Source organism: Archangium minus, assembly GCF_044360475.1.
GTDB classification, from domain to species: Bacteria; Myxococcota; Myxococcia; order Myxococcales; family Myxococcaceae; genus Archangium; species Archangium minus.
The window spans coordinates 3,750,127-3,773,382 of sequence record NZ_CP043494.1; the positions used below are offsets into that span (position 1 = coordinate 3,750,127).

The following is a 23,256-nucleotide window of genomic DNA, read 5'->3' on the forward strand; positions in this document are numbered from 1 at the left end:
GCTCCGTCAGAGGTGGCTGCTCAGCGCGCTCATCTGGGGCTTGTCCACGCCGCTCGCCGGCTCGAGCGAGAAGAAGTAGCTGCCCCACCAGGGTCCACCGGCCCAGTACGTCCACCCGAGGTAGACATCCGAGTTCGCCTCCAGGTGGTCCAGGATGTTGTCGAGGGCGCTCAGGCAGACCGAGTCCGTTCCGCCGGCCACCTCGCCCAGGAAGCCCTTCTTGCCATTCGCGCGCAGCCAGTTCGTGAAGGACTGCATCCGCTGCGCGCCGATGGTCGTGCTCACACAGGAGGCCTGGGTGCCCGAGGAGTCGCTGTCCAGGTACTGGTGGACCTCGAAGGCGTAGTTGTTGCGGGGATCCTTGACCTGCAGCATCACCGTGGCGTTGGGCGTGCCGTACCAGTTGCTCGTCCACGAGTGGGCACCCGTCCACGCGTTGCCCGGCACGAGGATGAGCTGGGTGGCTCCGGTGTTGCGAATGGCCTGGATGGCGGCGTTGGCCGCCGCCAACCACTGCTCCGTGGGCATGCTGTGGGGCTCGTTCATGAGGCCGAAGACGACCTTCGCATTGCCCTTGAACTCGTTGGCCAGCCGCGTCCAGAAGTCGGCGAAATCGGCGTTGGGAATACCCGAGCCGATGAGGGCACCGTTGTAGCGAGCGTAGTTGTGCGGATCCAGGATGACGGTCGCACCCTTGCCGGTGAGCCGGTTCACCGTCGTCTTCAACCGGCTCAGTTCCGTGGCGTCGAACGCGGCATTCCGCGTCCGTTGCAGCCGCTCCCACATGAAAGGCAGGCGGAACGTCGTCATGCCCTTGGTGATGTAGTAATCCGCCGTGGTGTAGTTCGCGTAGGCGGGATCCGGATAGACATAGTCTTTGCCGTGCGTGCCCGGAATCGCCGAGCCGAACTCGGCACCTGCGAGGTTGATCCCACGGTACGGCAGGGGTCCGGCCAGCGTGACCTCATTCGCGCGAGTCTCCGGCTCCTGGGTCCCGGACTGCTCCTCGAGCGGTCCACCGCAACCCCAGAGGAATGCCCCCAGGGTGAGCCATCCCATCAGTCGGGTGTTCTTCATATGTGGTTTTCCTCCAAATTGTGGGATGGGCAATGTGTGCTCAATCTCAGACGAGTTCAAGCAAATTCAGAAAGTCAGTACTATCAGTGATATGTAGTCTAAGCGGTGGGAGGAGAGAAGTGCAAGCCAGCCTGGTTCCAGCCTCTTTCAATGTTTATGGTGGGATTGACCGCGTCGGGTACCTGCCACTTCGGCGCGGCAGTCCCGTTACCGACCAAGGTGGGGCAGCTCGCCTGGCGGCTCTATGCCAGCTCACGCTACCTGGAGCGCGCCGCGCCTCCGCGCTCACCGGAAGACCTGGCGGGGCATGAGTTGGTGGGCTTCGACGCGGCGCTACCTTGCGCGCTGGCCAGTCTCCACCCGGAGCTGCGGCCCGTCCTCCTGGAGGTGGAGCAGCCTCTGGAGGACGGGTGGCTCGTTGCCTCGCGCGAGGCCCGGAAGGTGCCGCGAGTGCGTGCGTTGACGCCCCTCGTCTGGCGGTTTTATTGCCCCGGCTCCTGTCGAAGTCTTGCATCTCGCGGCACAAGGGCTCACGGGGCCCTTCGTGGTGCCTACCCGCGGTGCGTGCGGCGCGTGACCCCGCTGAGCAAATCCTCCACCGTTCCCCACCGCGGAATCGCCCGGCGAGCCACCGGCTTCCTGGGGGTGGGGGCGTGGCCCGCCGCCTCCTCCCTCAGTACCTCGTCCCGGGCCGCCAGCACGATCTTGAGCAGCACCTGCATGGAGTCCAGGCCGACGTTGAGGTTCATGGGGTAGGACTTGATGGCGTAGATGACGGCCCCATCCATCGTCGTATCAGGGTTGTATGCGGTGGGCCGGAAACCGCTTGTGTAGCTGATGTAAGGAGCGTAGGCGCCATCGTGGAGTTGCCCGCTCCGGAACCACTCCCACACCTTGTCCGTGACCTTCTCTTGCAGCTCGTTGTGCCTCTTGAGTTCCGGGAGGGCGTCAGGATTGTTGAGCTCGCGTTCGTACTGCTGCTGGGCGTTGGTGCCTGGGGGATAGACGCGGAAGAGGGTCACGAAGCCCGTGTCCGCCGTGTTGACGCACACCAGCTCGGGGTGCTCCTGGATCAGCCCGCGCAGCGCCTCCTGCACCTCGAGTACGCCGCCGAGGATGGACTGAAAGCCCTCCCGTCCCAGGAACCTCAGCGTGGCCCAGCCCGCCATGGAATAGGCCCCCGTACGTGAGACCTCCAGGGTATACAGGCCCGGGTTGTACCTCGTCCTCGCTTGCAGGTAGGCGGACTCACCTCGCCGCATCAGGTTCTGGAACTCCGTGAAGTCGCGCATGGCGATGAAGCTGCAGTTGTAGGGAGCCCAGCCCACCTTGTGGAAATCGCAGCCTACGGCGTCCGCCTCGCGCATGTGCTGGAGCGCCTCGTAGTTCTTGCGGACCTGCTCCAGTACCGCGGGAGAGAAGCCCAGGGGGTTGCTACTGAAGTCATAGGTGCTGAAGGTCAACCAGGCCCAGCCAATTACCGCGTCGCAGTAAATGAAGGTTTTACCGTAGGGGGCCGGGTTGGGGTACTTCTCCACCAGCGCCCGAACCGCCTTCACGTCATCCACGGCGAAGGCATCCGTGGTGCCCATGGTGCAGACGACGGCGGCGATGGGAACTTGCGCCTCGTTGAGCGCGAGCATGACCTGTTCCAGGTGATTCAGGTCCATGGCATTGGTCTGCGGATCCGTCCGGATCTGCACGACGTTGTCCATGCCCAGGCCGGTCCAGTCGCTCGAGTTCTCCTTACAATAGTGACCCTGTTGTGAAACGAGAATCTTCGCGTCCGTGCGGATTCCCCTGGAACGAGATTCCTTGCCGAGGACGCGTGTCAGTGCGTACTTCATGCCATAGAAGTAGCAGCCCGAGCCTCCAAACGTGTAGAGCCCTCCCGGCGCTGGCTCGGTCGTACCATCCAGGTTGTTTGGGTTATCCCAGCCAATCAGCCGGGCCAGCATGGCGGCAGACTCCAGCTCGGAGCGCTCCACGTTCCAGGAGTACTCGCCCTCGATGATGTTGGGGCTGAAGACTTGCGTCATCATCGCGGAGATGATGCCCGCCAGGTTGGCGGGAGGGATGACGTTGGGCATGGTCTGCGGATGGTTCCAATGCGGCATGCCCTCGAAGAGCCCTGCTGATTGGGTGACCACGTCTCCCAATGGCAGACCGGTCTGCCCGAGCTGAGCATTGGCACTGTCCGAGTAGTCCGGCACCGCGGGGTTCGTGCCGAGGTAGGCGGGGCCCTGCGGCTCGGGCTTGAGCGCGTTGAGCAGGCTCAGTGCCTGTTTCATTCCTTGCGAGAGAGGATCCTCCTCCGTCTCTGAACGGAAGGGTGAGGGGAAGGCGGAGTTGATGTCGCTGCGGACCTTGAACCACCGCGGCGCCTCGGTCCGGGGTTGACGCGCCACATCCACGTATCTTGCAAAATCATGGGCTTTCATTTTTTCCCCTCGCGTTATCGACAGTGAGACCAACACAGGCAAGTCTGAGAAAGTGGTCTAGTCATTCCAAGACAGGAGGCCGGCGTGCCAGCAGGTCGCTGATGGTCTGTTCATAGGCAGCTGCAATCCGCAGGACAGAGAGGTCGTCTTGGGGACGGCCGATCAACTGCATGCCCATGGGAAGGCCCGCCTCATTGAAGCCGACCGGCACACTGATGGCGGGCAGCCCGCCCAGCGTGGCGTAGATGGTGACCTCCATCCAGCGATGGTACGTGTCCATCTCCTGCCCGTTGATCACCTTGGGCCAGTGCAGATGGGCATCGAAAGGCCACACCTGAGCGGTGGGGAGGGCCAGGAAATCATAGCGTCCGAACAGCGTGAGCAGATGCTGGTAGAACCCGGTCCGGCCCTCGCTCGCCGCGTGGGTATCGCCACCGGACAGACGCAGGCCCTGTTCGACCTCCCATTGCGCCTCAGGCTTGAGCTGCTCCCGGTCGGAGGGGTTCGCATAAAATGCGGCCAGGTTGCCTGCCACCAGCCAATGTCGCCAACTCAGCCACGTCTGCCACACCTGCTCCGGCGGATAGCCCAGCGCGGCGGGTTCGACGACACACCCCAGGGACTCCAGTCGCATCAGTCCCTGGCCGCAGACCTCGAGGATGCCGGGCTCTATCGGGAGATATCCCTGGAGATCTCCCAGCCAGCCGATGCGGAGCCCCGCCACCTCGGTGTCGAGTGGCTCGGCAAAGACGGAGCCGTCCTGGGCGATTGAAAGCGGGACACGAGGGTCCCAGCCCGCCTGGGTCGACAGCAGCAACGCCACATCACGCACGCAGCGACCCATGGGCCCCTCCGTCCCCAGTTGGGCCACGTACTGGTCCCGTGCCGGACCATAGGGAACACGACCCTGCGACGGCCGAAGGCCGAAGATGTTGTTGTAGGCGGCGGGATTACGAAGGGATCCCATCATGTCGCTGCCGTCGGCGACCGGCAGCATTCGCAAGGCAAGAGCCACGGCCGTGCCTCCGCTGGAGCCGCCCGCGCAGCGGGAGACCTCCCACGCATTGCCGGTGATTCCAAAGACATTGTTGAAGGTGTGTGAGCCAAGACCAAATTCGGGGGTATTGGTTTTTCCGATGATGAGGGCGCCCGCACCCTTCATTCGTTCCACCATGATGCAGTCGTGCGTTGGGACATTGTCGCGCAACAGGGGTGACCCCATCGTGGTACGGATTCCCCGAGTCGCGCTGAGATCCTTGATGGCCTGCGGAATTCCGTGCATCCAGCCTAGCGACTCGCCGCGAGCCAGTTGGGTGTCCCTCTCATCCGCTTGGCGATAGAGTTCCTCTGCGTCTTGGAGGCTGACAATGGCGTTGTGGGCCGGGTTCACCTCGGCGATTCTTTCCAAACAGGCCTGCATGACCTCCCGGTAGGAGACCTTGCGTTGGTGAATCAACGCGGACAGCTCATGGGCATTGAGCTCGATGGGATTGGTCATGTTTGCCCCCTCGCCATTGTCTCGAACCCGAGACCCGCACGCTATGTGAAAAGAGTCTGCATGTGTGAAGGTGCACGTTTCTGTCAAAGGGGTCGAAACAAGCCGCACCTACAGCAAAGGACGTATAGGTGGGATAAAAGCCATGTTGAGGGGGAGGGCTGGAGCGGAGGAGGCGAGGAGGGCCTCCTTGGCGAGCTGCTCCAGCACGGGAAGGAGTTCTTTCCAGCCCACGTATCCCATGGCGAGGATGGCCTTGCGCTGCACCGTGGGGTCCGGGAACGTCAGGCTCTTGCGGAAGAACTCGAAGAAAGACGCGTCGAACTCGGGCGGAGCGATGAGCGCCATGAGGCGCACGGCCAGATGGAGCTGCTCCGCCGTCGCCGCCGAGTCCGCCAGTTTCCGGATTTCGTCATTCGTGTAGACGTCCACGAACTCCGGGAGCCCGGGGGCAAGGTGCTCGGGAGCCTCGCTCTCAATGTAGATGTACGGCACTTCAATCATGAAGTCGTCGATGAAGCGCACGATGCTCCGGCTACCCGCTTCGTCTTCATCGGTGACCCAGATGATCTGGTAGGGCCGGGTGGACGTCGCCTCCGTCACCGACTCCAGCGACCACCCCAGAATCAGGGCGATGGAGCTGAGCTGCGCTGCTGCTTCAACGTCCTTCATGGGAATGCGGAGCTTCTTCATGAACACCTTTCCTGGAACGTCAGTTGCCGGTCCCGTGCTGCCCCTCCCCCCAGCCACACCTCGCCAGAGCACACGCTCCCGTCAGCCTCCCCCGCCGCCTCCCTTGGATGCAGCCAATGTTCCGGGGCTCCGGCGCGATTGAAACCCCCTTCCGTCGCATGGTAGGACGGAGGGGGCCGCTCGCTCCCGACCGAAAATCATGGAATCCCCAGGAGCTGGACGACTTCGTCGGCGGTTGGCTCGAATCATCGCAGGCGTGCTCCTGCTTCCCGTTGCGACCCTCGCGCTGGTGCTGGTCACGGCGGTGGCTGCTCTGCACCTCCTCGACCGTCCCTGGCTGAAGCAGCGCATCGTCTCCAGGGTGGAAGCGGCCACGGGCCTGCAGCTGGACTACCAAACAGTCCAGGTCGTCTTGCTCTCGGGGCTGCGACTGGAAGGGCTGGTGGTTCGTACCCCGTCGCCGTTCCAAAGCGTCGCGCCCGAGCTGCTTCGCGTCGGCACGCTGGAGGCGCAATGGTCACCCGGCTCCCTGCTAAGCGGGACGACCCTGGTTGAGCGGGTGGCGGTGCGTGACGTGGCCTTGACCCTGGTGGCCGACGATGCTGGGCCCACGTCTCTCACGGGATTGATGGGGCCGGAAGCCCCTGAACCGCCGCCCATCGAAGCGCCGCTCGGGGCCTCTCAGCAGGTCGCTGCCCTCCTGGCCTCCGCACCTCCCGTCGGGAAGGTCGACGTGTCGGGCGTGTTGTTGGGTTACGTCCGCGTTCGGAAGGGTGAAGTGCTCGAGCACTGGTCCTTGCGTGGGCTCGCCGCCGCGGTCGAAACGAAGCATCAAGACGATGGATGGAAGGTCTTCGCGGAAATCGGCCAGACCGGTACGCCGCTTCCGCTGGAGTTGAGCCGTGAAGGCCCAGCCATTCCGTCGGCCTCAGCCCGGTTGGAACTGACTCTCTCGGCGGAGGCAGGGGCGTCGGGCGCTCGCGCGCGGGTGGACCTCGATGTCGCGCGACAGACGTTCGATCCGCAGTTCACGGTCCGCACACTGCTGCACGGCTCGGCCTCTGCGAAGTTTGATAGCGAGAAGCAGCACATCGCCATCGAGCTGGACCGTACCCAGCTGACCGACAGCGCCGAAGTGCAAGCCCAGTTGGTGCTTCCAGATGCAGCGGATGTTCCGCCAGTCGTGACGCGGGCTCTGGCGGATGTTGAGCTCGGACGGCTGCTGCAACAGGTCCCCGCTGATTGGCGTCCGTTCTCCATCGAGCGCGGCAAGGTGCATCTGGACGCCCAAGAGGTCACGCTCAGCGCCATGCCGCAGTTGGGAGCCCAAGGCAAACTGGGGTTGGACGCCGACGTCGCGGCGCTCCAGCTCGTTCAAGACGAGCTTCGGGTGGCGCTCGGCGGTGGGCGTGTCTCCTTGGTGGCGACCCCTGATCCCCAAAAGGGGCTGACCGCTCAGCTCGCATTTGCGCTCCAGGGACTCGATGTCAGGGGGCCCACCACGCTTCGTGTTCCGAAGGCCTCCGGCGAACTGAAGGGGCACCAGCTGCGGCCAGACCCCTCATCGCCCATCAAGGTCGCGGGGGATGCTGCCCTGTCTGGAATGGTGGATGCATTGGACGTCCGTGCATCCGGAACCCGTGCGACTGCTGAGCGTTTGGGCTTTCAGCTCCATGCCCCCTTGGCGGGTGAGCCGCCCTTCGCTCTGAAAGCGGACGTGCCCGTGGGGGCGCTCCAGGTGGTTACGGCGGATGGACGCGAGGTGCTGAATGGCCCCGTGCACATGACGCTCAACGCGTCGGAGGTGTTCCCTCAGTTGGACGAGCCGCGGCTGAGCCGGGCCCGCGCTCGGCTGGAGCTCGACGTTGGCACGATGCACGCGTCGATGGATGCCACCAAAGGGACCGACGATGTGGCGTACACCTTGGCTGTCCAGACCCCGGACCTGGTCGCCGCTCGGCCTTTCATCCCCGAGTCAGTCGCCGCACGCATTCCCTGGAAGCACCTGGCCGTGAACCTGGCCTCCACGGGCAAGCTGGCGGCGCTCTTTTCCTCCTCGCCACGGCTGGAGCACCGAACGGAGCTGCGCCTTCAGCGGCCAGGATGGGACGACGTGTCGGCCAGCAACCTCGCCGTCGTGATGCATTCGCGAGGAGATTCCTGGCGGCACAAGGGCGAAGTGGATCTTCAAATCGAAGGGCTGCGCGTTGGTGAAAACGACGTGGGTTCTCAGCACCAGACCTTGACGCTGGACCTTGATCGCCGAAAGCCGTCGCTCCGGTTGGGGCTCACCAGCCAGGCAGGGCTGAAGATCGCACTCGATGCCGCACTGGCGTTCGACCGAAAAGCCCGTGCGCTTCGCTGTGATGTGAAGGGCGATATTCCGCCCATCGGTGCGCTGGCTCCTCTCTTGGCCAAGGCTCAGGTGCCCGCGGAACTGGATCCCTCGCAGCTCGCGCTGAACGTCGAGCTGCATGGCACGCTGCTCGGGGTGATCACGAACATCGCCTCCGACGGAACCCCGAGCCTGGCCCCCGCCCCTCTGCGTACTGCCAGCTTCGACGGGAAGGCGGTGGTGGACGTGCGCGGCATCCGCTGGAGACAGGAAGCCCAGTCGATCAACCTCCCCGCTCTGCATTGGCAGCTCGAGTCGCTCGCTGATGGGCCACGGCGAATCGTCCACAGCAATCTGACGGTGGAAAAACTCGCCGTGCGCATGAGCGATCGCCGGCTGTCATTCGCCGACGTGTCCAGCGACACCACCGCCACCTTCACGGAGAAGAGGGAAGCGGGCGAAATCGAGCTGAAACAACACTTGAAGGTTCGCTCTCTCGAACAGCGGCCCGCGCTGCCCTATCCGGTTCAGGAGCTGGAATGGTCTTTCTCCGCTCTCCGTGAGCCCAATGGTGTCATTCACATCCCCGACCTGCAGCTGTCCAATGGGGGGACAAGTACCCAGCTGAAAGCCAAAGGTCGGCTCGAGCTCAGCGACGACCGGCGCCGCCTGTCGGTCCGGGGTGAGCTGGCGCAGGACTTGTCCAAACTTGCGCGGCCAGGCTTCCTCGAGAGCAGCGGCAAGGTCACGGTTGATTTCCGGGTGGCTTCGCCCAACCTGGTGGTCTTCCAAACCCTCTCCGACCTTCTCCTCCAGAACGTCAACCTGCGGCTGCCCGAATCGGGGATTGCAATCGAAATGCTCGATGGCAACGTGCCGCTGACCGAAAACGTGGCGTTCTACGAAGGACAGATGCGGCTGCTGAGCGACATCGACGTGAACCCGTACTCGATGCTTCGCTTCGCCGACCAACACCCCTTGCTTTCACGCAACGGCTTCGTGTCGGTGGGCAGCATCACCACGCCTCTCATTTCTATCGCGCCCTTGGCCGGAAACCTGTCCATCAACCAGAATATGGTTTCCTTGAGTCAGCTGGAGATGGGCGTCCGCGGTGGGCGTATCACCGGACAGTGCGTGTTGGACTGGCGGGGAAAGCACTCCACCCTGGAGGCTCGCGTGCGGGCGACCGGCGTGAAATCGTCCCGGGGCGAGCCCTTTGACGGAAATGCCGCCGTCGTCATCTCCGGCAAGGATCGCAGCGTCACTGGGCGCGCGGAGATCCTGCGCATCGGCAACCGCCACCTGCTTGATCTGCTCGACCTCGAGGATCCGCACCATACGGATCCCGCCACCAACCGCGTCCGCTACGCGTTGGGATTGGGTTACCCGGAGCACGTGCGGGTGAGCTTCAACCACGGCTTCGGTCGCCTGAGCATCACCATGGGCGGCCTGGCCAGGCTGATCAGCATCGACGAGATCCGGGGCATTCCCATGGGCCCCATCGTCGACCGGGTTATTGACTCCTTGTCTCCTCCGGAGGCCCTGCCATGAAACGCCGCGGGTTGCTGCTTCTTGCCGCCTTCGCCTTCTCTGGATGCATTCGCGCCCCGGAGATCGTCATGGTCGATCGCGCGACGGCGCTCGAGGAACAGGCTTCGGGTTCGTTCAAGGACGTGGAACGGCGTCTCGCTCGCGCGGGCATGAGTCCGACGCCGGTGCCGCTCACGCCCAACCAACTGGAGGACTTGGGCATCCAGCCTACGCCGCTGGTCGAGAACCTCGGCAAGACACACGCGGACCGTGTCGACGAGTTGCTGCGGCGCCACTGTGTGGGAGAAGGGCGGGACGGGTTGCTGGTGGACACCCGGAGCCGCTGCCGGGCCGGACGCTTGTCCGCGGATGACGTCGCCCTGGTGGAACGGGTGAACCAGGCTCGGCGGCAGCTGTGGCAATGGATGCGGACGGTCCGCCCCAGCGTGCCCGAAGAGTCGCTACGCCGGAGCTGGAAACAGGTGCACGCGGAGGGGGTGATCTGCGGCGGCTGGGTTGAAGCCGATGACGGCACCTGGGGAGAAAAGAAGTGCTGACGCTCCCTGGCCGGTTCCTCCTGGCCCTGGTTGTTTTCATCGCGGGCAGCGTCTGGGCACAGGACGATGAGAACGACGGAGGCTTGCGCAGGCCCTCACTGCTCACCGTGGGCATGGGAGATCAATTCCTGGGGCAGTTGGCGCCCGATGGGAACACGCTGATCTTCGTGTCCAATCGCAACATCGCGACCGAAATCTACATTCAGGATCTGGAACAGGGCCGCGAGCGCCGCCTCTTTGACGAAGGTGCCGACGTGACCTGGCCGCGGATCAGTCCCGACGGCAAACACCTGCTCTACATCTCGTTCCGAAACCAGGCCAGCGGCCAGTTGTGTGTGCGAGAGCTGTCCGGTGGGGAAGGTCGCCGCTGCCTTGAGGAAGAGACCAGCGCGCTGCAGGCGGAATGGATCGATGCCTCGCATATCGCGCTGGTGAGCCGGGCGACCATCCAGGGTGATCTGCGATTGTCGCGGGTCGTGGTGGAGCGCGAGTTGAGCGTGAGTCGTCCCCTGCTCGAGCGCAATCTGACCAGTCCCACCGTCTCACCCGATGGGCGCTGGCTGGTGTACGTCCCGGTCGAGCGCTCCGTGCAGCAGGTGGGCCCCGGCTTCGCCGCGCGCGCCTCGCCCCATCTGGAGGCTCTCCGGCTGGATCGCCCCGGCGCTGTCCCCGTACCGCTGGCGCTCGATCTTCCGGGACAGACCGGACAGCCGGTGTTCGCGCTCGATGGGCGCTCGCTGTACGTGGTGCAGTTCTTCACCGACTCCAATGCGGACGGGGTGATCGACGCCAGCGACAGAGGCGTGCTGTTCCGGGTGCCTTTCGCTTCTGAGCGCGAGGACGCGCCCGAGTTGGCCGCCGCCTCCAGTCCGGACCAGCTCACCAGTGTGTCCTGGAGCTGCGAGTACCCGGCGCCCGCGGCCGCGTCACTCATCGCGACCTGCTCGCGCGAGCAATCGCTGGATGTGTATCAGCTGCCGCTGGATGGCCAGGTTCCCAGCAACTGGGACGTTCCTCGTCTCAACGAGGAATTGAGAATGGTCGGCAGGCGCGCGGATCAACTCCTGCTCTATCGCCAACGTCTGCTGCTCGAAGCCCGGCCCAAACCCCGCCGTCTGCTGATGATGCGCCTGAGCCTGCTCCACCTGGCTTTCGAGGACTTCGAGGCAGCGGAGTTCTACGCCCGCCACATGCGTTCGGTGAACGATCCCGCCACCGCGGGACTGGCGGAGCCGCTGCTGCTCCTCATCGACCACCGGCGCGCCATGAAGGAGCGCGAGCGCGGCCGCATGGTGGACGAGCCGATCGACGCCGAACGGCAACGCATGGCCGCGTTGGATCCCGCCGCGGCGCCCAGCCCGCCCTCCGCCGTCTTTCAACACGTGGTGCGCAGTGAACTGGCGGAAGCCGCTGGCGACTTCACGCTGGCGCGCCAGGAGCTGGAGTCCGCCCAGGTGACCGACACCACGCCGCGCGCGGTGCTGGAAGCCTATTTCGAGCAAGCGGATGCGCTGTACCGCAAGCTCGACGATCGGGAGGCCCTGGTCGAAGCCGGCCGTCGGCTCTCCATGAACAAAGTGTTTCGTGACGACGACCAGCTCGACTTCGCTCGCGCCGCCGTCCGTGCCCTGTACCGGGGGCGCCCCTATGAGGAGGCGGATGCCGCCATGGCTCAGGCACTCGCATCGGCGCCCGCCGGCTCGGCGTATGCGTTTGCCTTGGAGCTGGGCCGTCACGTCAACGCTTTGCACGACGAGCGTCCCCCTCGCCCTGTCCGGGATGCGTTGATCGCCTTCTACCGCCAGCAAAAGGATCCCCTTCGCCGACGCGTCCTGGTGCAAGACGCCGTCGAGCGCGCGGCGGGTCTTGGCGCCGACGGCGTGCTGGAGGCATTGGCGACGGTCTACGTCGACGACGCCCCGCCCGGGACCGAGGAACGCCGCCGGGCCGAACGGTTGTTTCGCCGCGCGATGATGGGCCGCGCCTATCGCCGGTTGGGGAGGCAGCGCCTGGACGACGCCCGTGCCGACTTCGACCTCGTGACTCAACGGACGGGCTCACTGGAAAGTGCCATCGAGTCCATGAGCCTGCGGTTGCGTGCCGGCGTCAGCCCCGAGGTGGTGGAAAAGGAAGTCACCACCTCCTCCGCGAAGATGGCCAAGCCGCTCGCGCACTTCGTGAAGGCCTACCTCACGGCGCGCCAGTTACCCAAGCTGGAGGATGACCAGGCCCACGCCCAGGCGGTGGCGGCGGCCGTGAAGGAGCTGCGCGCATCGTGGCAGGAGCTCAAGAACCAGCGCGAGGTGCATGCCCTCTATGGCGCCATTCATCACGAGGACTTCCTCCGGGGCCGCTCTCCTTCCGCCGCAGAGCGCGCCAACCGGCACTACATGATCGCCCTGGACCTGGTGCGCAACAACGTCCGCTACCGGGCGATGATCCTCGGCGCGTTGGGGATGCTGCACACCCAGGTGGGCAACTTCCACATCGCCCTGGGTTACCTCGAGCAGCGAGACAAGTTGCCCTACGTGGACAACGCGGCGGGGCTGGCGGTGTCCCTTGCTCGTGCCCGGGCGCTCTTGCACGTTGGCCGCGACGTAGAGTCCGCGCAGGCGGCGGATCAGGCCTTGGCCATGGTGGACGCCACACCGAAGCTGGCCAGGTTCGCCACCCTGGCGCTGGATCGTGCGGCGCTCTACAACCTTGCCGCGGGTCGATTCGAGCGGGCGTTGGCGCTCTACGATCGCGAGCTGCCCACCGTGGAATCGGGCCCCAGCGACGCGGAGGGCCTGCGCAACCGGTTGGTGGTGCGGCTGGCTCGCTGCGCCGCGGAGCTGGGGGCGGGTCAGCCCCAGCGGGCATTGGAGGACCTGGACCGAGTTGATCGCGACCTGGCTACCCCCGCCGTGCAAGCGACGCTGAACTGGGCACACGCCACACCCCGGCACGTTCTGCGCTCCTATCGCATCATCGCCGCGGGACTGCGCGCCAATGCGGAGACCCGACTCGGGCACCTGGACGCCGCCGCCCACGCACTCGAACAGCGGCGCGCGCTGTTCCTGGAACAGTTCGCCGAGTCGGATCGCGATGAGGATATCCGCGCGGTGACGCTGGCGGAGATGCGGCTGGCCGAGAATGCCGTGGATCGACAAGACACGGCGCAGGCGGCCCGCTGGTTGGGCAAGGCGCTCGAGCATGCCGACACCCTGATCGAGCGCACCCACGCACCGGTCGATGTCGGTCAGCTCGACGTGCTCTGGTTCGCGGCGCAGTTGCACGCGGATGGGAACACGCAGGTGCCTTTCGACGTGCCCAAGCGTCTGAATCAGGCGCGACGCTCCCTCCTCGACCAGGGAGATCCTTCCTGGCGCTCCTATCTGGCGTGGTTCGAGATCTATCTGGCGCTCAGCGCGAACCCGCCAGCAGAGGTCCGGGACGCACTGCTGCTACCCGCACAGCCCTGACTTGCATGGCAGGGGGCGTGCTCCCTCCCTCTTTTGGGGGAGTCTTCTCCTGGGCTTCCGAGTGTTTTCTTCCGAGGTGTGACCCTCTATCCTCGCCTCTCGATAGAACGACCGGTTGCCTTTCTGGGACCAGAAAACGAGACAAGACCATGCCCAAAGGCATCAGCAAGCCCTTGCCGTCCATCGTCAAGCTCACGGACAACAAGAAGTATGGCATTTATCCGGAGGACGCCAAGGTAGATGGCAAGAAGCTGGGCAAAGAGGCGCAGGCCTCGCTCTTCGTCAACACCAAGGTCAAGGACGATAAATTCGTGGGTCTCGGGAATGAGGCCAAGAGCCCCACGACCTACACCCACGGAACGGATTCCTTCGAGCGCTATCAGTTCCAGAAGGGCGTGAAGGACTGCGTGCACAACGCCGAGGAGTTCCTGCACGGCGGGCCACTGCCCACCAAACACAAGCCCAACGAGTACACCCTCGCCAGCAAGGAGAAGGTGACGGGTGAGGTGTTTGGCTATTCCAACGACGACAACATCGCGGTGTCCCAGAGCGCCAAGCAGAAGAAGCCAGGTGCTGTCAATCATCACGCGAATCCAGAGCCTGGCGAGGCCTATGGAATCATCCGGCAGCAGGAGCCGGGCGAGAATCAGTCACCGTTCCACTTCGCGCCCGTCGTGGCCAAGGATGGGAAGCAGACCATCACCGCGGAGCAGACGGCGGGTACCACGGATGCCACGGCTCGAAATACCTACCCGACCATGGACATGTACCGGGTGGGTGACAAGGAGGATTCTTTCAAGGCTCGCTTTGGCACCGCGGAGGGCTACGGAAAGGACGCCATCGTCGTGACCACCCAGAAGTGGGGCCCGCAGACCTTCAAGGACGGCGATTCCAAGCCCGATGCGGAGGAGCCCCAGACCAAGAAGCGGAAGACTGACTAGGCCCTTTCGACGCTTCAGTCCGTCCCTCGCCGAAGCCCAGCACGCACCACTCGGGAATCCGTCCACTTCGGTGAACCACGTGCGCCCAGGAGCGGTAAACTCAGGGCATGCGTCGACTCTGGATAGTGGGACTGCTGTGGATGTGCGTTGCGTGCAGCGAGAAGGGGCCTCCCGAAGGCGCCGTGCGGGTCACGGTGAACTACGGCTCCTACCGACCGGCGTGTCTGCGCGTAGTGGCCAGGGACGCCCAGGGGCAACAGGGCCAGACGGACATCCTCCAGAGCCAGTTCAAGGATCCGGACGCGAGGAAGATTCTCGTCGCGGTGTTCCGCAAGCCCGAGTGGGGGCGGGAACTGTCGCTGGAGGTGTCTTCCTTCGATGGCTCCACGGAGGAGGGGTGCTCCGGTTCTCAGGTGGAGCAGCGTTTCTCGCAGCCCATCCCGGTGCCCCTGGGGGACTTCGCCTCCGTTGAGATGACGCTGCAGGCGAAGGACGATGACGGGGACACCTTCATCGCGCGCGAAGAGGGGGTGGAGGGGCAGGACTGCGACGACAAGAGCGCCGAGGTGTTTCCGGGGGCCGCCGAGCGGTGCAGCGTTGCGGTGGACTACGACTGCAACGGCTTCAAGGGCTGTCAGGACTCCAAGTGCCAGCAGACGCTGTGTGACGATGGCGACGCCTGCACCCTGGGCGATGCGTGTAGCGCAATGCAAGTTTGTCAGGGGACCCCGACCCCGTGCACTCCCTCCAGCACCTGCTTCCTCGTGACGGGAGGTTGTGCGGCGCTCAACAATTGTACCGAGGAGCCGGACCCCGCCAAGGTGAATGCCTCGTGCACGCTCGCGGGTGGCGCCGGGTCCGGGGTGTGCCGTGCCTCCGACGGCAAGTGCAGCCGCTTCCCCTACATTCCGAGCAACTTCGATCCTGATGCCATCCCCACGGAGAGCCTCCAGTCGCTAACCACAACCACGACGTGTGGTGTCACCTTCGACTCGACGACGCTGAGTTGGAATTCCACCGCCTGTTTCAGCAAGCCGCCACCCACCCCCATCGAGTTGACGCAAGGAGGCACCAGGATGGTGCTGTTCGCCTTGTCGGAGCTGAATCTGGGCGGGAATCTGCGGCTGGTGGGCGAGCGCCCCGTCATCTTCGCTGTATACGGAGATGCCACGCTGAACCACGGCATCTTCGCCGATGCGGAGGGCACGGTGCCCGGCGCGGGTGGCAGTCTGGCGTCGGCCTGCACGGAGCGACGTGGCAGGGGGGGCGTGTTCAGTGACTTGGTGGGAAGCGGTGGCGGAGGCGCTGGAGGGGAGACCGCGGGCGCTCCTGGAGGTAATGGGACGGCGGCTGGCTCGGTGCGTGGCGATGGAGGGAGCGCGGGGGGGTCGTCCTTCGTCCCTCTTGTAGGAGGTTGTTCGGGAGGGAGCGGAGGAGGGGGCGGAGGAGATGAGGCCCAGGGAGGACAGGGGGGATCGGGAGGCGGCGCCGTGCAACTGTCCGTAGCGGGCACCCTCACGGTCAACCAACGAGTCTCCGCTAGCGCAGGTGGCGGGCGCGAAGGGAAGTACAGCACTTCCAACGGTGGTCAGGTAGGAGGGGGCGGGGGAGGAGGCAGTGGTGGCCAGGTGTTGCTCGAGGCCCACCAACTGAATCTCGGCAGTTCGAGCCGACTGACCGCGAATGGAGGAGGTGGTGGGGAGGGCAGCGGCTATCTCTCCAGCACCCAGGCCAATGGCGAGGCGGGTTCAGATGGCCCCACGGATTCGGAGGGTCAGGCTGCTGGCGGAAGTGGGAATTCCCAGGCGGGTGGAGAGGGCGGCAACGGAGGGGCTCTGAGTACGACGCCTGGCTCTGGTTCCGATGGCACTCCGGTCTCCGGTGCCAAGGGAAGCGGCGGAGGAGGCGGAGGAGCCGCGGGCCACATCCGGCTGAGGTCCGTGAGGCCCTGCTCCATCAACAACGCCAGCGTCATCAGCCCAGCGACGAACGAGAATTGTCCGCTGTAGGCAGTCCCGCGCGCTGTGCCGCCAGTGGGCCGCCGTGCCCATTGGCCGCCTTCGTCACCTCGCGGCATCCACGGTCCCGGCCGGCTCCTTCCGGCGCAGCGCGAGCACCGCCACCCGGCTCTTCATGCTCATCGCTCCACCCCTCCCAGCACCGGCACCTCGGTGACACTCTTCGCCGACCGCCACACCTGGGGAGGCGAGGCCGACGTGTATCTGGATGACGTGCTCCAGGGTCGCGTGAGCTTCTACGACGCCCAAGGCTAGAAGTATCAGCAGGCTGTCTTCACGAAGACGGGCCTGTCCTCCGGCAGCCACGTCCTGCGCGTGGTGGCCGTGGGCAATGGCTGGGCGTGCGTGGACCACGTCACCTCCGCCAATTGAGCGTGCAGGCGAGGACACTGCGTAAGTGAGTGGCCTCGCCTGCACATCAGAGAAACCAATGTGGGGAGGATCGGGCTGGAGGAGTAGGAACTAGCGGAAGGATTCTGTGTCGCAGATGTAATAATGCAGTTGAGGGCGGCAGCTGGCCCTTGTGACTTCGCTCCAGTCCCTCTGCGGCCAGATACCCTGAGCCCAGGTCGCTACGCTATTCACGAGTCCCGGGCTGACGCCGTGGTGTTTGAAGTGCGAAAGCACATACCACAGCTTGTTTCCCACGGAGCCCTCGTAGTTACCATTGATGACTTCCGTGGTACTGGCGACTTCGCTATCCTTCCACCAGACAGTTTTGTCATAGTCGTTGGATTTCGTCCACCACGCGTAGAGCATGGCTTCCAGGATGTCTTGTCGCTCCTCCTCCGTAATGTCGGACCATCCCTTCATGAACCCTGGCGCTACGAGCTTGCTGAGATCCGCGACGGTTCTCGGAGCCCAGCCAGGGGAAGGATTATGATAGCCGCTGACCCGTGAATCAGGCCCGATGGTGTTGTCCGCCACCTGCATTGCCTTCAGCAGCCAGAGGGTCAGCAGGCCATTCAAGGGGACGTTCGGGGTGGGGCTGTTCTGGAGCTCCGCGATGAAGGCATAGGCGTAGGGCCAGTCGATGGGGCGCTGTCCGTCTCGATACATCCCATCGGAGTGGTTGCCATTGTAGAGGGTGAACGCGAGCTGGTACCACGCCGCGGAGAAGTAGACGAACATCAAGGGGGAGTTGTTGTTGATTCCTGTCCTGTCCCGATGGAGCTGGAGCATGTTGGGGGACGTGTCGAAGCTGTAATTAATCATCCACCCCCAATCTTCCCGGGAGCTCTTGTACAGCTGCTTCTGGTGTCCCTCCAGACCGAACTCCTGCATGATCTCCCACGTCTTCACCATGGCCCAGAGGGTGGTGGAGTAGAGCTTCTGGGCGTACGCCTCGTCATGGCCGATGAGCTCGTCGGGGATCCTCTCCTTGCCTTCGGGGAACTTGTAGCATCTTTGCGCGCTGGGGTACCTCGGGCAGAGGAACTCGTAGAGAGCGCGCTTCCACGACTGGCTCTGGTAATGCAGATTCTCGAAGTAGTTCGTGTAGGCGCTGTCTTTGACGAGCGCCGCCCGCGCGCGCATGCTCTTGTAATCAGGGCCCATGGTGGAGCAGCCCCCGTTCTCTCCGTTGTAGCACTTGTAGGCGTCGCTGTGGGTGAAGTCGCTCCCCCAGGCGTCCTTGGGGTGGATGGTGGGCAGCCAGTGATTCCAATCCGGGAGTTGCAGGGGGATGGGCGTGGTGCGGGTATTGAGAGAGCCCGTGGTGAGCACGTCTCCCTGCTGGATGTTGGGGAATCTGGGGAAGATGTGCGGGAGGATGTCCCGGTCCTTCTCCAGGACCTGCTCGATGCCCGCTCCCGCTGCCCAGTGTTCGACGGGCTGGAGTCCGACGCGAGGGCCCGGTTGGTACGGCGGATTCCAGGGCCGACCGGGGTTGGGAACGCCTGAGAGGGTTCGGATATAGGACGCGATCTTCATGCCTTGTTCCGCGGTCAGCCCGTGGAACTTCGAACGCTCGATGATGGCATGGTTCGAATAGTTGAAGTACTTGAGATCCCTGCCGTCCTGGGTGTGACAATCCATGCAGTGCGCGTGGATGGAGACCGGGTTCTTCTGGGATTGAATCAGGGCACCGCTACGCCACAGCAACTCACCTTCCGCGATGGCGTTCTCAGTGGAGATGGGCGGTTGCCAGGTGTTCGGATCCTCCTGCGTGAATTGGCCATCCGCGAAGACCCGGCTTCCATCGGGCCGGATGAAGTTGAGCTTCAACACCCGGAAGCCGATGGACCGTCCATCGGATTGGTTGAATTTGAAGTGGAGGATGTTGTTCCCGGCCACGAGGGCACCGGCCGGAACATCGATTCGCAATGGGAGCGTGGCGAAGGCTCCACCAATCCCACCGTAGTTCCTCCCGAGCCCCTCGACGAAGGCGGTCGAGTTGTTGAGGTCGATCCATGCTCCATTGTTGAAGCGGATGCTCGCCTTGTTTTCGTAGCTCAGGCTGTGGACCTGGAGCCAGAGCTTGAGGACGGATTGGCGATCCTGCTCCGTGAGCGGTAGGGTGATGGACCTCTCGGTTCCGTTCTCTCCGATGACCTCGATGGGGAGTGTGACTCCGAGCGACGAGGCGGGTGAGTCGGCCAGCGGTGCGGGAGGGCTCCCTGCACTCGTGGCCAGGGCCATGAATATAAGGAGGGTCGTACGCAACACGACAGATGGTGTTGGGTCTTGATAGGACATGTTCTGAACCTGCTGGGAATAGCTGCGTAGAAGCAGCCAAGGGCTGTGAGATGCCTGGTTTTGGAAGATGTATCTAGCAGTTTCTGGCCGCTCCAGCAGGAGCATTTTGTTCAATACCCCGGCCTGCCCGTCTCCCTATTCTTGCCTTCGAAACCTCTGTCTTCAAAGGTCGAGATGAGTCTGACCCTGTCCATGGCCGCATTCGCGCTGGCCCTTTCCATTTCCCCTGGACCTGTCAATGTGGTCGCTCTGAGCACGGGTGCCCGCCATGGTTTGCGCGTCAGCCTGCGCCATGTGTTCGGTGCGACCCTGGGCTTCACCCTCTTGCTGCTGGCCATCGGCCTGGGCCTGCACGAAGCTTTCATGGCCTGGCCGTGGCTCGTCAGTACCCTGCGCCTGGCGGGAGTTGTTTACTTGCTGTACCTGACCTGGAAGCTCTGGTGTGACGACGGCGAGCTGGGGGGCGCCGACGACGACACCTTGCCTGGCTACTGGAGCGGGGCCTTGATGCAGTGGCTCAATCCGAAGGCCTGGCTGGCCTGCGTGGCCGGCATGGGCGCCTTTGCCGCGGGCGGGGAGGTCGCGCTGATCGGGTACTTCGCCGCCATCTACTTCGTGGTGTGCTACCTGTCCATCGCCTGCTGGGCCGCAGTGGGCAGCTCCATCCGGCACTGGGTCGACAGCCCTGCGCATTTGCGCCGTTTCAACAGGGCCATGGCCCTGCTGCTCGCGGGCTGCGCCTTCTATCTGCTACTGGCCTGGTAGTGCCCGGGAGTCGCGGCCAGGTAGCGCTTGAAGGTGCGTTGCAGATGGGCCTGATCCGCGAACCCGGCGGCTTGGGCCACTTCGGCGATCGGTCTGCCCTGGCGCAGCTCACGACGGGCGTACTGGATGCGGCCATTGACCACGAACTCGTGCGGCGTCAACCCGTAGCGGCGCTTGAATGTGCGGATCAGGTGCGACGCCGACAACCCTGCCGCGGTGCAGATGTCGTCGAGGGAAATCGGCTGCAGACAATGAGCGCGGATGTACTGCTCGGCCCGCCGCAGTCGGGGGTCGCAGGCCGACACTTCGGCCCCCACCGATGACAGGGCCGTGTGCAATTGACCGGCGAACGTGACCATCGCCTGCTCCCTGGCCAGTGGGTCCTGTGCTTCGTTGGCCAGTATCTGATAGAGGCCGAGGATCTGCCGGTGCAGCTCGGGCGCCTGGTTTTGTTTCGCCGAGAAAGGGCGGAAGTCATCATTGGCCCCCAGTCCCAGCTCCGCCTGGCGGGCGCCAAGCCATGCCACATCGATGTAAAGCATCAGATACGCCCAGGGGGCGTCGCCAATGGGATTGCAGGCATGCACGTCGCCCGGGTTCATGATGACCGTGCTACCCGCCCCGACCACGTCCTGCCAGCGCCCGTTGCGGTAGGTGCTACGCCCGCTCATGATGGCGCCAATCGAAAAAGTCTCGTGCGCATGGGCGGCGTGGCAGAAGTCGCGGCCATCGGTCACGACCCGGGCTTCGAGCCAGGGCAATTGTGGGTCGCGCCAGAATCGCGACGAGCTGGTGAGAGCCATGACAAACTCCTTTTCCAGTGGCTCTCAAGCTTAGCCGCGCCCCGTTTTTCATGGAAGCATGGGCTGCGTATACAACAACGTCGAGCATGGACCTGACGCAGCTGGAACGAGGGGGCTGTCATCCTCGTGGATGAAGGCCAATGTGTAGCGCGGCGCAGCGCGAATACAGACACATCGAAGGGCTCCGCCGGTTGAACGTCCCGTCGGTGGCGTGTGGGTGGGACGTGGGCCGTGTTGAGGGGGGCTGGAGCCGAGGGGTCGAAGGGGGGAGAGGTCGTACAACCCCTGCCCCTGCCGGCTGGCTCGCTTGTCGCGGCTTCGGCTCCGGCCCCACTCGAGGGGTTCGGTTCAGGAGTCGAGCAGGACTGAGAATCCGCCGAAGATCATGCGCTGACCGTCGAAAGGCATGCCCTGCATCTCCTTCATGCGTGGATCTTCCATCATCTTCTTGTTGCCCTCGTCGCGGGCGGCCTTTGACGGCCATTCAATCCACGAGAAGACCACCGTCTCGCCGTTTTGCGCCTTCACCGCCCCCTTGAAATCGGTGACCTTTCCGTCAGGCACATCGTCGCCCCAGCACTCGACGACGCGGGTCGCACCATATTCCTTGAACAGCGGCAGGGCCTTGGCGGCCATCGCTCGGTAGGCATCCTTGTTGGCGACGGGCACTGGGACAACGAATCCATCGATGTAGCTCATGGTGTTTCTCCTTCTTCGTTGGGTCCACTTCTCGCCTCTTCGGCGCCGTCCGCGAGCCCAGCGAGCCATGCCTCGCCCGCCTGTCCCTCCGACAGCGCCTCGAGCCTCACCAGCTCAGGGGTATCAGAGCGGAGTCATTCAACCGATACCTTCAGTCTGGCGGCCTACGTCCGCAATGGTTCGGGAGTTGCCTTGAGCTCCCGGCCGGCAAGTAGGGGCTCTCCTCGGGGCCCATGAGCTTGCCCAGCTAGGACTCGTCACACGACAACCGGGCGTTCGCCCAGTCGGCGCGGTCGAAGTTCGACCTGGCGGGCCCTTTGCTCCGGATGACGCCGCTGTCGTACAGCACCCCGCCGTCAAGGTGTCGGTGATCCGGGCGGGGGAGGCGAGGTCATCCACCAGGGTCGACTCGGTCACCGTGGCCAGGTCGCCGATGATTGCGGTGCGCCAGGGGGTGCGCAGCGCTCCCGAGGCGTGGACCTGCGCGTCGGCCAGCACGACCTGGTAGGCGCCGGAGCCCTTGTGCACGAGCCGGCTGCCGGCATAGCGGCCGTCCACATCGGCCTCGGTGAGCAGCACGAAGCTGTCGCCGACCTTGAACAGGGAGGGGTAGCCGTAGTCACGGGCCGGCGCGGCGCCCGCCGTCTTCTCGAGCCGGGCCTGTTCGTACTGCGCGTTGTAGGGCAGGAGCCACGCGGTGGAGGTGGCCGGCACCGAGAACGCGGACGCCTCGCTCGTCACCGTGACACCAGTCGAGTTGGGAACCTCGTAGCGGTAGGCGACTCCATCCGCGGAGACCCGAACGAGCAGATCCAGACGCGCACCGCTGGCGTTCGCGAAGGCAAGTCGCGTCTCGGTCATCAACTTGTTCTCCAAGGCTCGACGGTAAGATTTCCAGGAAAAGCCGTGAGATCCTGGAGAGAAGTTCCTTGGGTGTCGAGCTGTGAAGGTGTCAAGGGACGCGTTTCCGCACGATCGCAGGGCTTGACGAGCAAGGCATGGACAGATGAGTGTGCGGTTGGGTTCATCCAGGAAGGAATTCTCAATGCACCAGGTGCTGCGCGCCTCTGTGATGTTAGCGATCTTCGCGGGCTTGGGTTGTCAACAATCACCTGACAAGTCGCCCTCGAAAACGCTTGGGTCTGGGAACACCGCGCTGGAAGATCCGCGGATCGAGGGGATTCGCGCGAGGTATCAACAAGTTCAGGCGGATCAGGGCCTGAAGAAGAGCGAATTCGACCTGGCGTGCAAAGGTGGCGAGGGCCGCGGCAGGGTCCGGCTGTTCGAGAAGAACGGGGCGGTTCAAAAAGCAGAACTAGAGTTCATTCCACCAGGGCACGGCGAAGACTCGTACCAGTTCTTCTATGATCAACGGGAGGTCGTCTTCGCTCTGTATGACATGAGGACCTGGGCGTTCATCAGTGGCGGCACTCCAGAGAAACCAGCGACCCGAGACCGTGCGACGCAGGTTCGTTATTATTTCCACAACGGCGATTCGATCCGCTGCATCAAGAAGAAAGCGGAGGGTCTCACGGACAAGCTTGATTCTCTGCTGGACCAGGCGCTCACTGAGCCGGATGACTGTTCCAAAGCAGGTAGAATTCAGAAGCTCGCGGCATTGGTACTGCTGGGTCCGCGGGCGAAAGAGGAGCTGGTAAACCAGCTCTGTCCGTAGATCCATCCAGCTCCTGCGCTCGCCGGGACGCATGACCTGCCAACTGTTCTTCGCCAGGTCTCCAGG

At 64.1% G+C, this 23,256-nt stretch carries 16 protein-coding genes; 7 read left to right on the forward strand and 9 right to left on the reverse strand.

Annotation, left to right across the window (positions count from 1 at the left end):
* Positions 1-6: 6 nt before the first annotated feature.
* The 4 genes from F0U60_RS15485 to F0U60_RS15500 all read right to left on the reverse strand — a co-directional run bounded on the left by F0U60_RS15485 (position 7) and on the right by F0U60_RS15500 (position 5,706).
* Positions 7-1,077 carry a glycoside hydrolase family 5 protein gene (locus F0U60_RS15485; protein WP_395820034.1) on the reverse strand — a complete coding sequence of 357 codons (1,071 nt, stop codon included), beginning with the start codon at positions 1,075-1,077 and terminating at the stop codon, positions 7-9.
* A gap of 551 nt (positions 1,078-1,628) precedes the next feature.
* A complete protein-coding gene (locus F0U60_RS15490; protein WP_395820037.1) occupies positions 1,629-3,368 on the reverse strand; it encodes a pyridoxal phosphate-dependent decarboxylase family protein in 1,740 nt (579 codons plus the stop codon).
* 211 nt (positions 3,369-3,579) lie between these two features.
* A complete protein-coding gene (locus tag F0U60_RS15495; RefSeq protein ID WP_395820040.1) occupies positions 3,580-5,016 on the reverse strand; it encodes an amidase in 1,437 nt (478 codons plus the stop codon).
* Positions 5,017-5,124: 108 nt separating this feature from the next.
* Entirely contained in the window at positions 5,125-5,706 is a 582-nt protein-coding gene (locus F0U60_RS15500; RefSeq protein WP_395820043.1) for a hypothetical protein, read from the reverse strand.
* Between the two features lie 199 nt (positions 5,707-5,905).
* Between F0U60_RS15500 and F0U60_RS15505 the strand changes: the two genes are divergently transcribed.
* The 5 genes from F0U60_RS15505 (at position 5,906) to F0U60_RS15525 (ending at position 16,542) form a co-directional block, all read left to right on the forward strand.
* Positions 5,906-9,592 (forward strand): hypothetical protein, encoded by a 3,687-nt coding sequence (locus tag F0U60_RS15505; RefSeq protein ID WP_395820045.1) that lies wholly within the window; start codon positions 5,906-5,908, stop codon positions 9,590-9,592.
* Positions 9,589-10,128: a DUF1318 domain-containing protein gene (locus F0U60_RS15510; RefSeq protein WP_395820048.1), complete on the forward strand. Its 540-nt coding sequence runs from the start codon at positions 9,589-9,591 to the stop codon at positions 10,126-10,128. The genes F0U60_RS15505 and F0U60_RS15510 overlap by 4 nt, the downstream gene beginning before the upstream one ends.
* Positions 10,122-13,592, forward strand: coding sequence for a hypothetical protein (locus F0U60_RS15515; RefSeq protein ID WP_395820051.1), 3,471 nt, complete (start codon positions 10,122-10,124; stop codon positions 13,590-13,592). Before F0U60_RS15510 ends, F0U60_RS15515 begins: the two co-directional genes overlap by 7 nt.
* Before the next feature lie 149 nt (positions 13,593-13,741).
* Positions 13,742-14,533, forward strand: a complete 792-nt coding sequence (locus F0U60_RS15520; protein ID WP_395820053.1) for a hypothetical protein — start codon at positions 13,742-13,744, stop codon at positions 14,531-14,533.
* A gap of 107 nt (positions 14,534-14,640) precedes the next feature.
* Positions 14,641-16,542, forward strand: a complete 1,902-nt coding sequence (locus tag F0U60_RS15525; RefSeq protein WP_395820056.1) for a putative metal-binding motif-containing protein — start codon at positions 14,641-14,643, stop codon at positions 16,540-16,542.
* Positions 16,543-16,596: 54 nt separating this feature from the next.
* Here F0U60_RS15525 and F0U60_RS15530 read toward each other — a convergent pair whose 3' ends face one another.
* Positions 16,597-16,905 (reverse strand): hypothetical protein, encoded by a 309-nt coding sequence (locus F0U60_RS15530; RefSeq protein WP_395820059.1) that lies wholly within the window; start codon positions 16,903-16,905, stop codon positions 16,597-16,599.
* A gap of 108 nt (positions 16,906-17,013) precedes the next feature.
* Positions 17,014-19,191 (reverse strand): hypothetical protein, encoded by a 2,178-nt coding sequence (locus tag F0U60_RS15535; protein ID WP_395820062.1) that lies wholly within the window; start codon positions 19,189-19,191, stop codon positions 17,014-17,016.
* Between the two features lie 231 nt (positions 19,192-19,422).
* Between F0U60_RS15535 and F0U60_RS15540 the strand changes: the two genes are divergently transcribed.
* Positions 19,423-20,013: a LysE family translocator gene (locus F0U60_RS15540; RefSeq protein ID WP_395820065.1), complete on the forward strand. Its 591-nt coding sequence runs from the start codon at positions 19,423-19,425 to the stop codon at positions 20,011-20,013.
* On the opposite strand, the gene F0U60_RS15545 is transcribed toward F0U60_RS15540, so the two are convergent.
* The 3 genes from F0U60_RS15545 to F0U60_RS15555 form a co-directional block, all read right to left on the reverse strand.
* Positions 19,992-20,816 carry a helix-turn-helix domain-containing protein gene (locus F0U60_RS15545; RefSeq protein WP_395820068.1) on the reverse strand — a complete coding sequence of 275 codons (825 nt, stop codon included), beginning with the start codon at positions 20,814-20,816 and terminating at the stop codon, positions 19,992-19,994. The genes F0U60_RS15540 and F0U60_RS15545 overlap by 22 nt on opposite strands.
* A gap of 348 nt (positions 20,817-21,164) precedes the next feature.
* Complete coding sequence (locus F0U60_RS15550; protein WP_395820071.1) at positions 21,165-21,515, reverse strand: DUF1428 domain-containing protein; 351 nt, start codon at positions 21,513-21,515, stop codon at positions 21,165-21,167.
* Between the two features lie 138 nt (positions 21,516-21,653).
* Positions 21,654-22,376 (reverse strand): glycoside hydrolase family 97 N-terminal domain-containing protein, encoded by a 723-nt coding sequence (locus tag F0U60_RS15555; protein WP_395820074.1) that lies wholly within the window; start codon positions 22,374-22,376, stop codon positions 21,654-21,656.
* A 184-nt stretch (positions 22,377-22,560) separates the two neighbouring features.
* Between F0U60_RS15555 and F0U60_RS15560 the strand changes: the two genes are divergently transcribed.
* Entirely contained in the window at positions 22,561-23,190 is a 630-nt protein-coding gene (locus F0U60_RS15560) for a hypothetical protein (protein WP_395820077.1), read from the forward strand.
* The last annotated feature ends 66 nt before the right edge of the window (positions 23,191-23,256 follow it).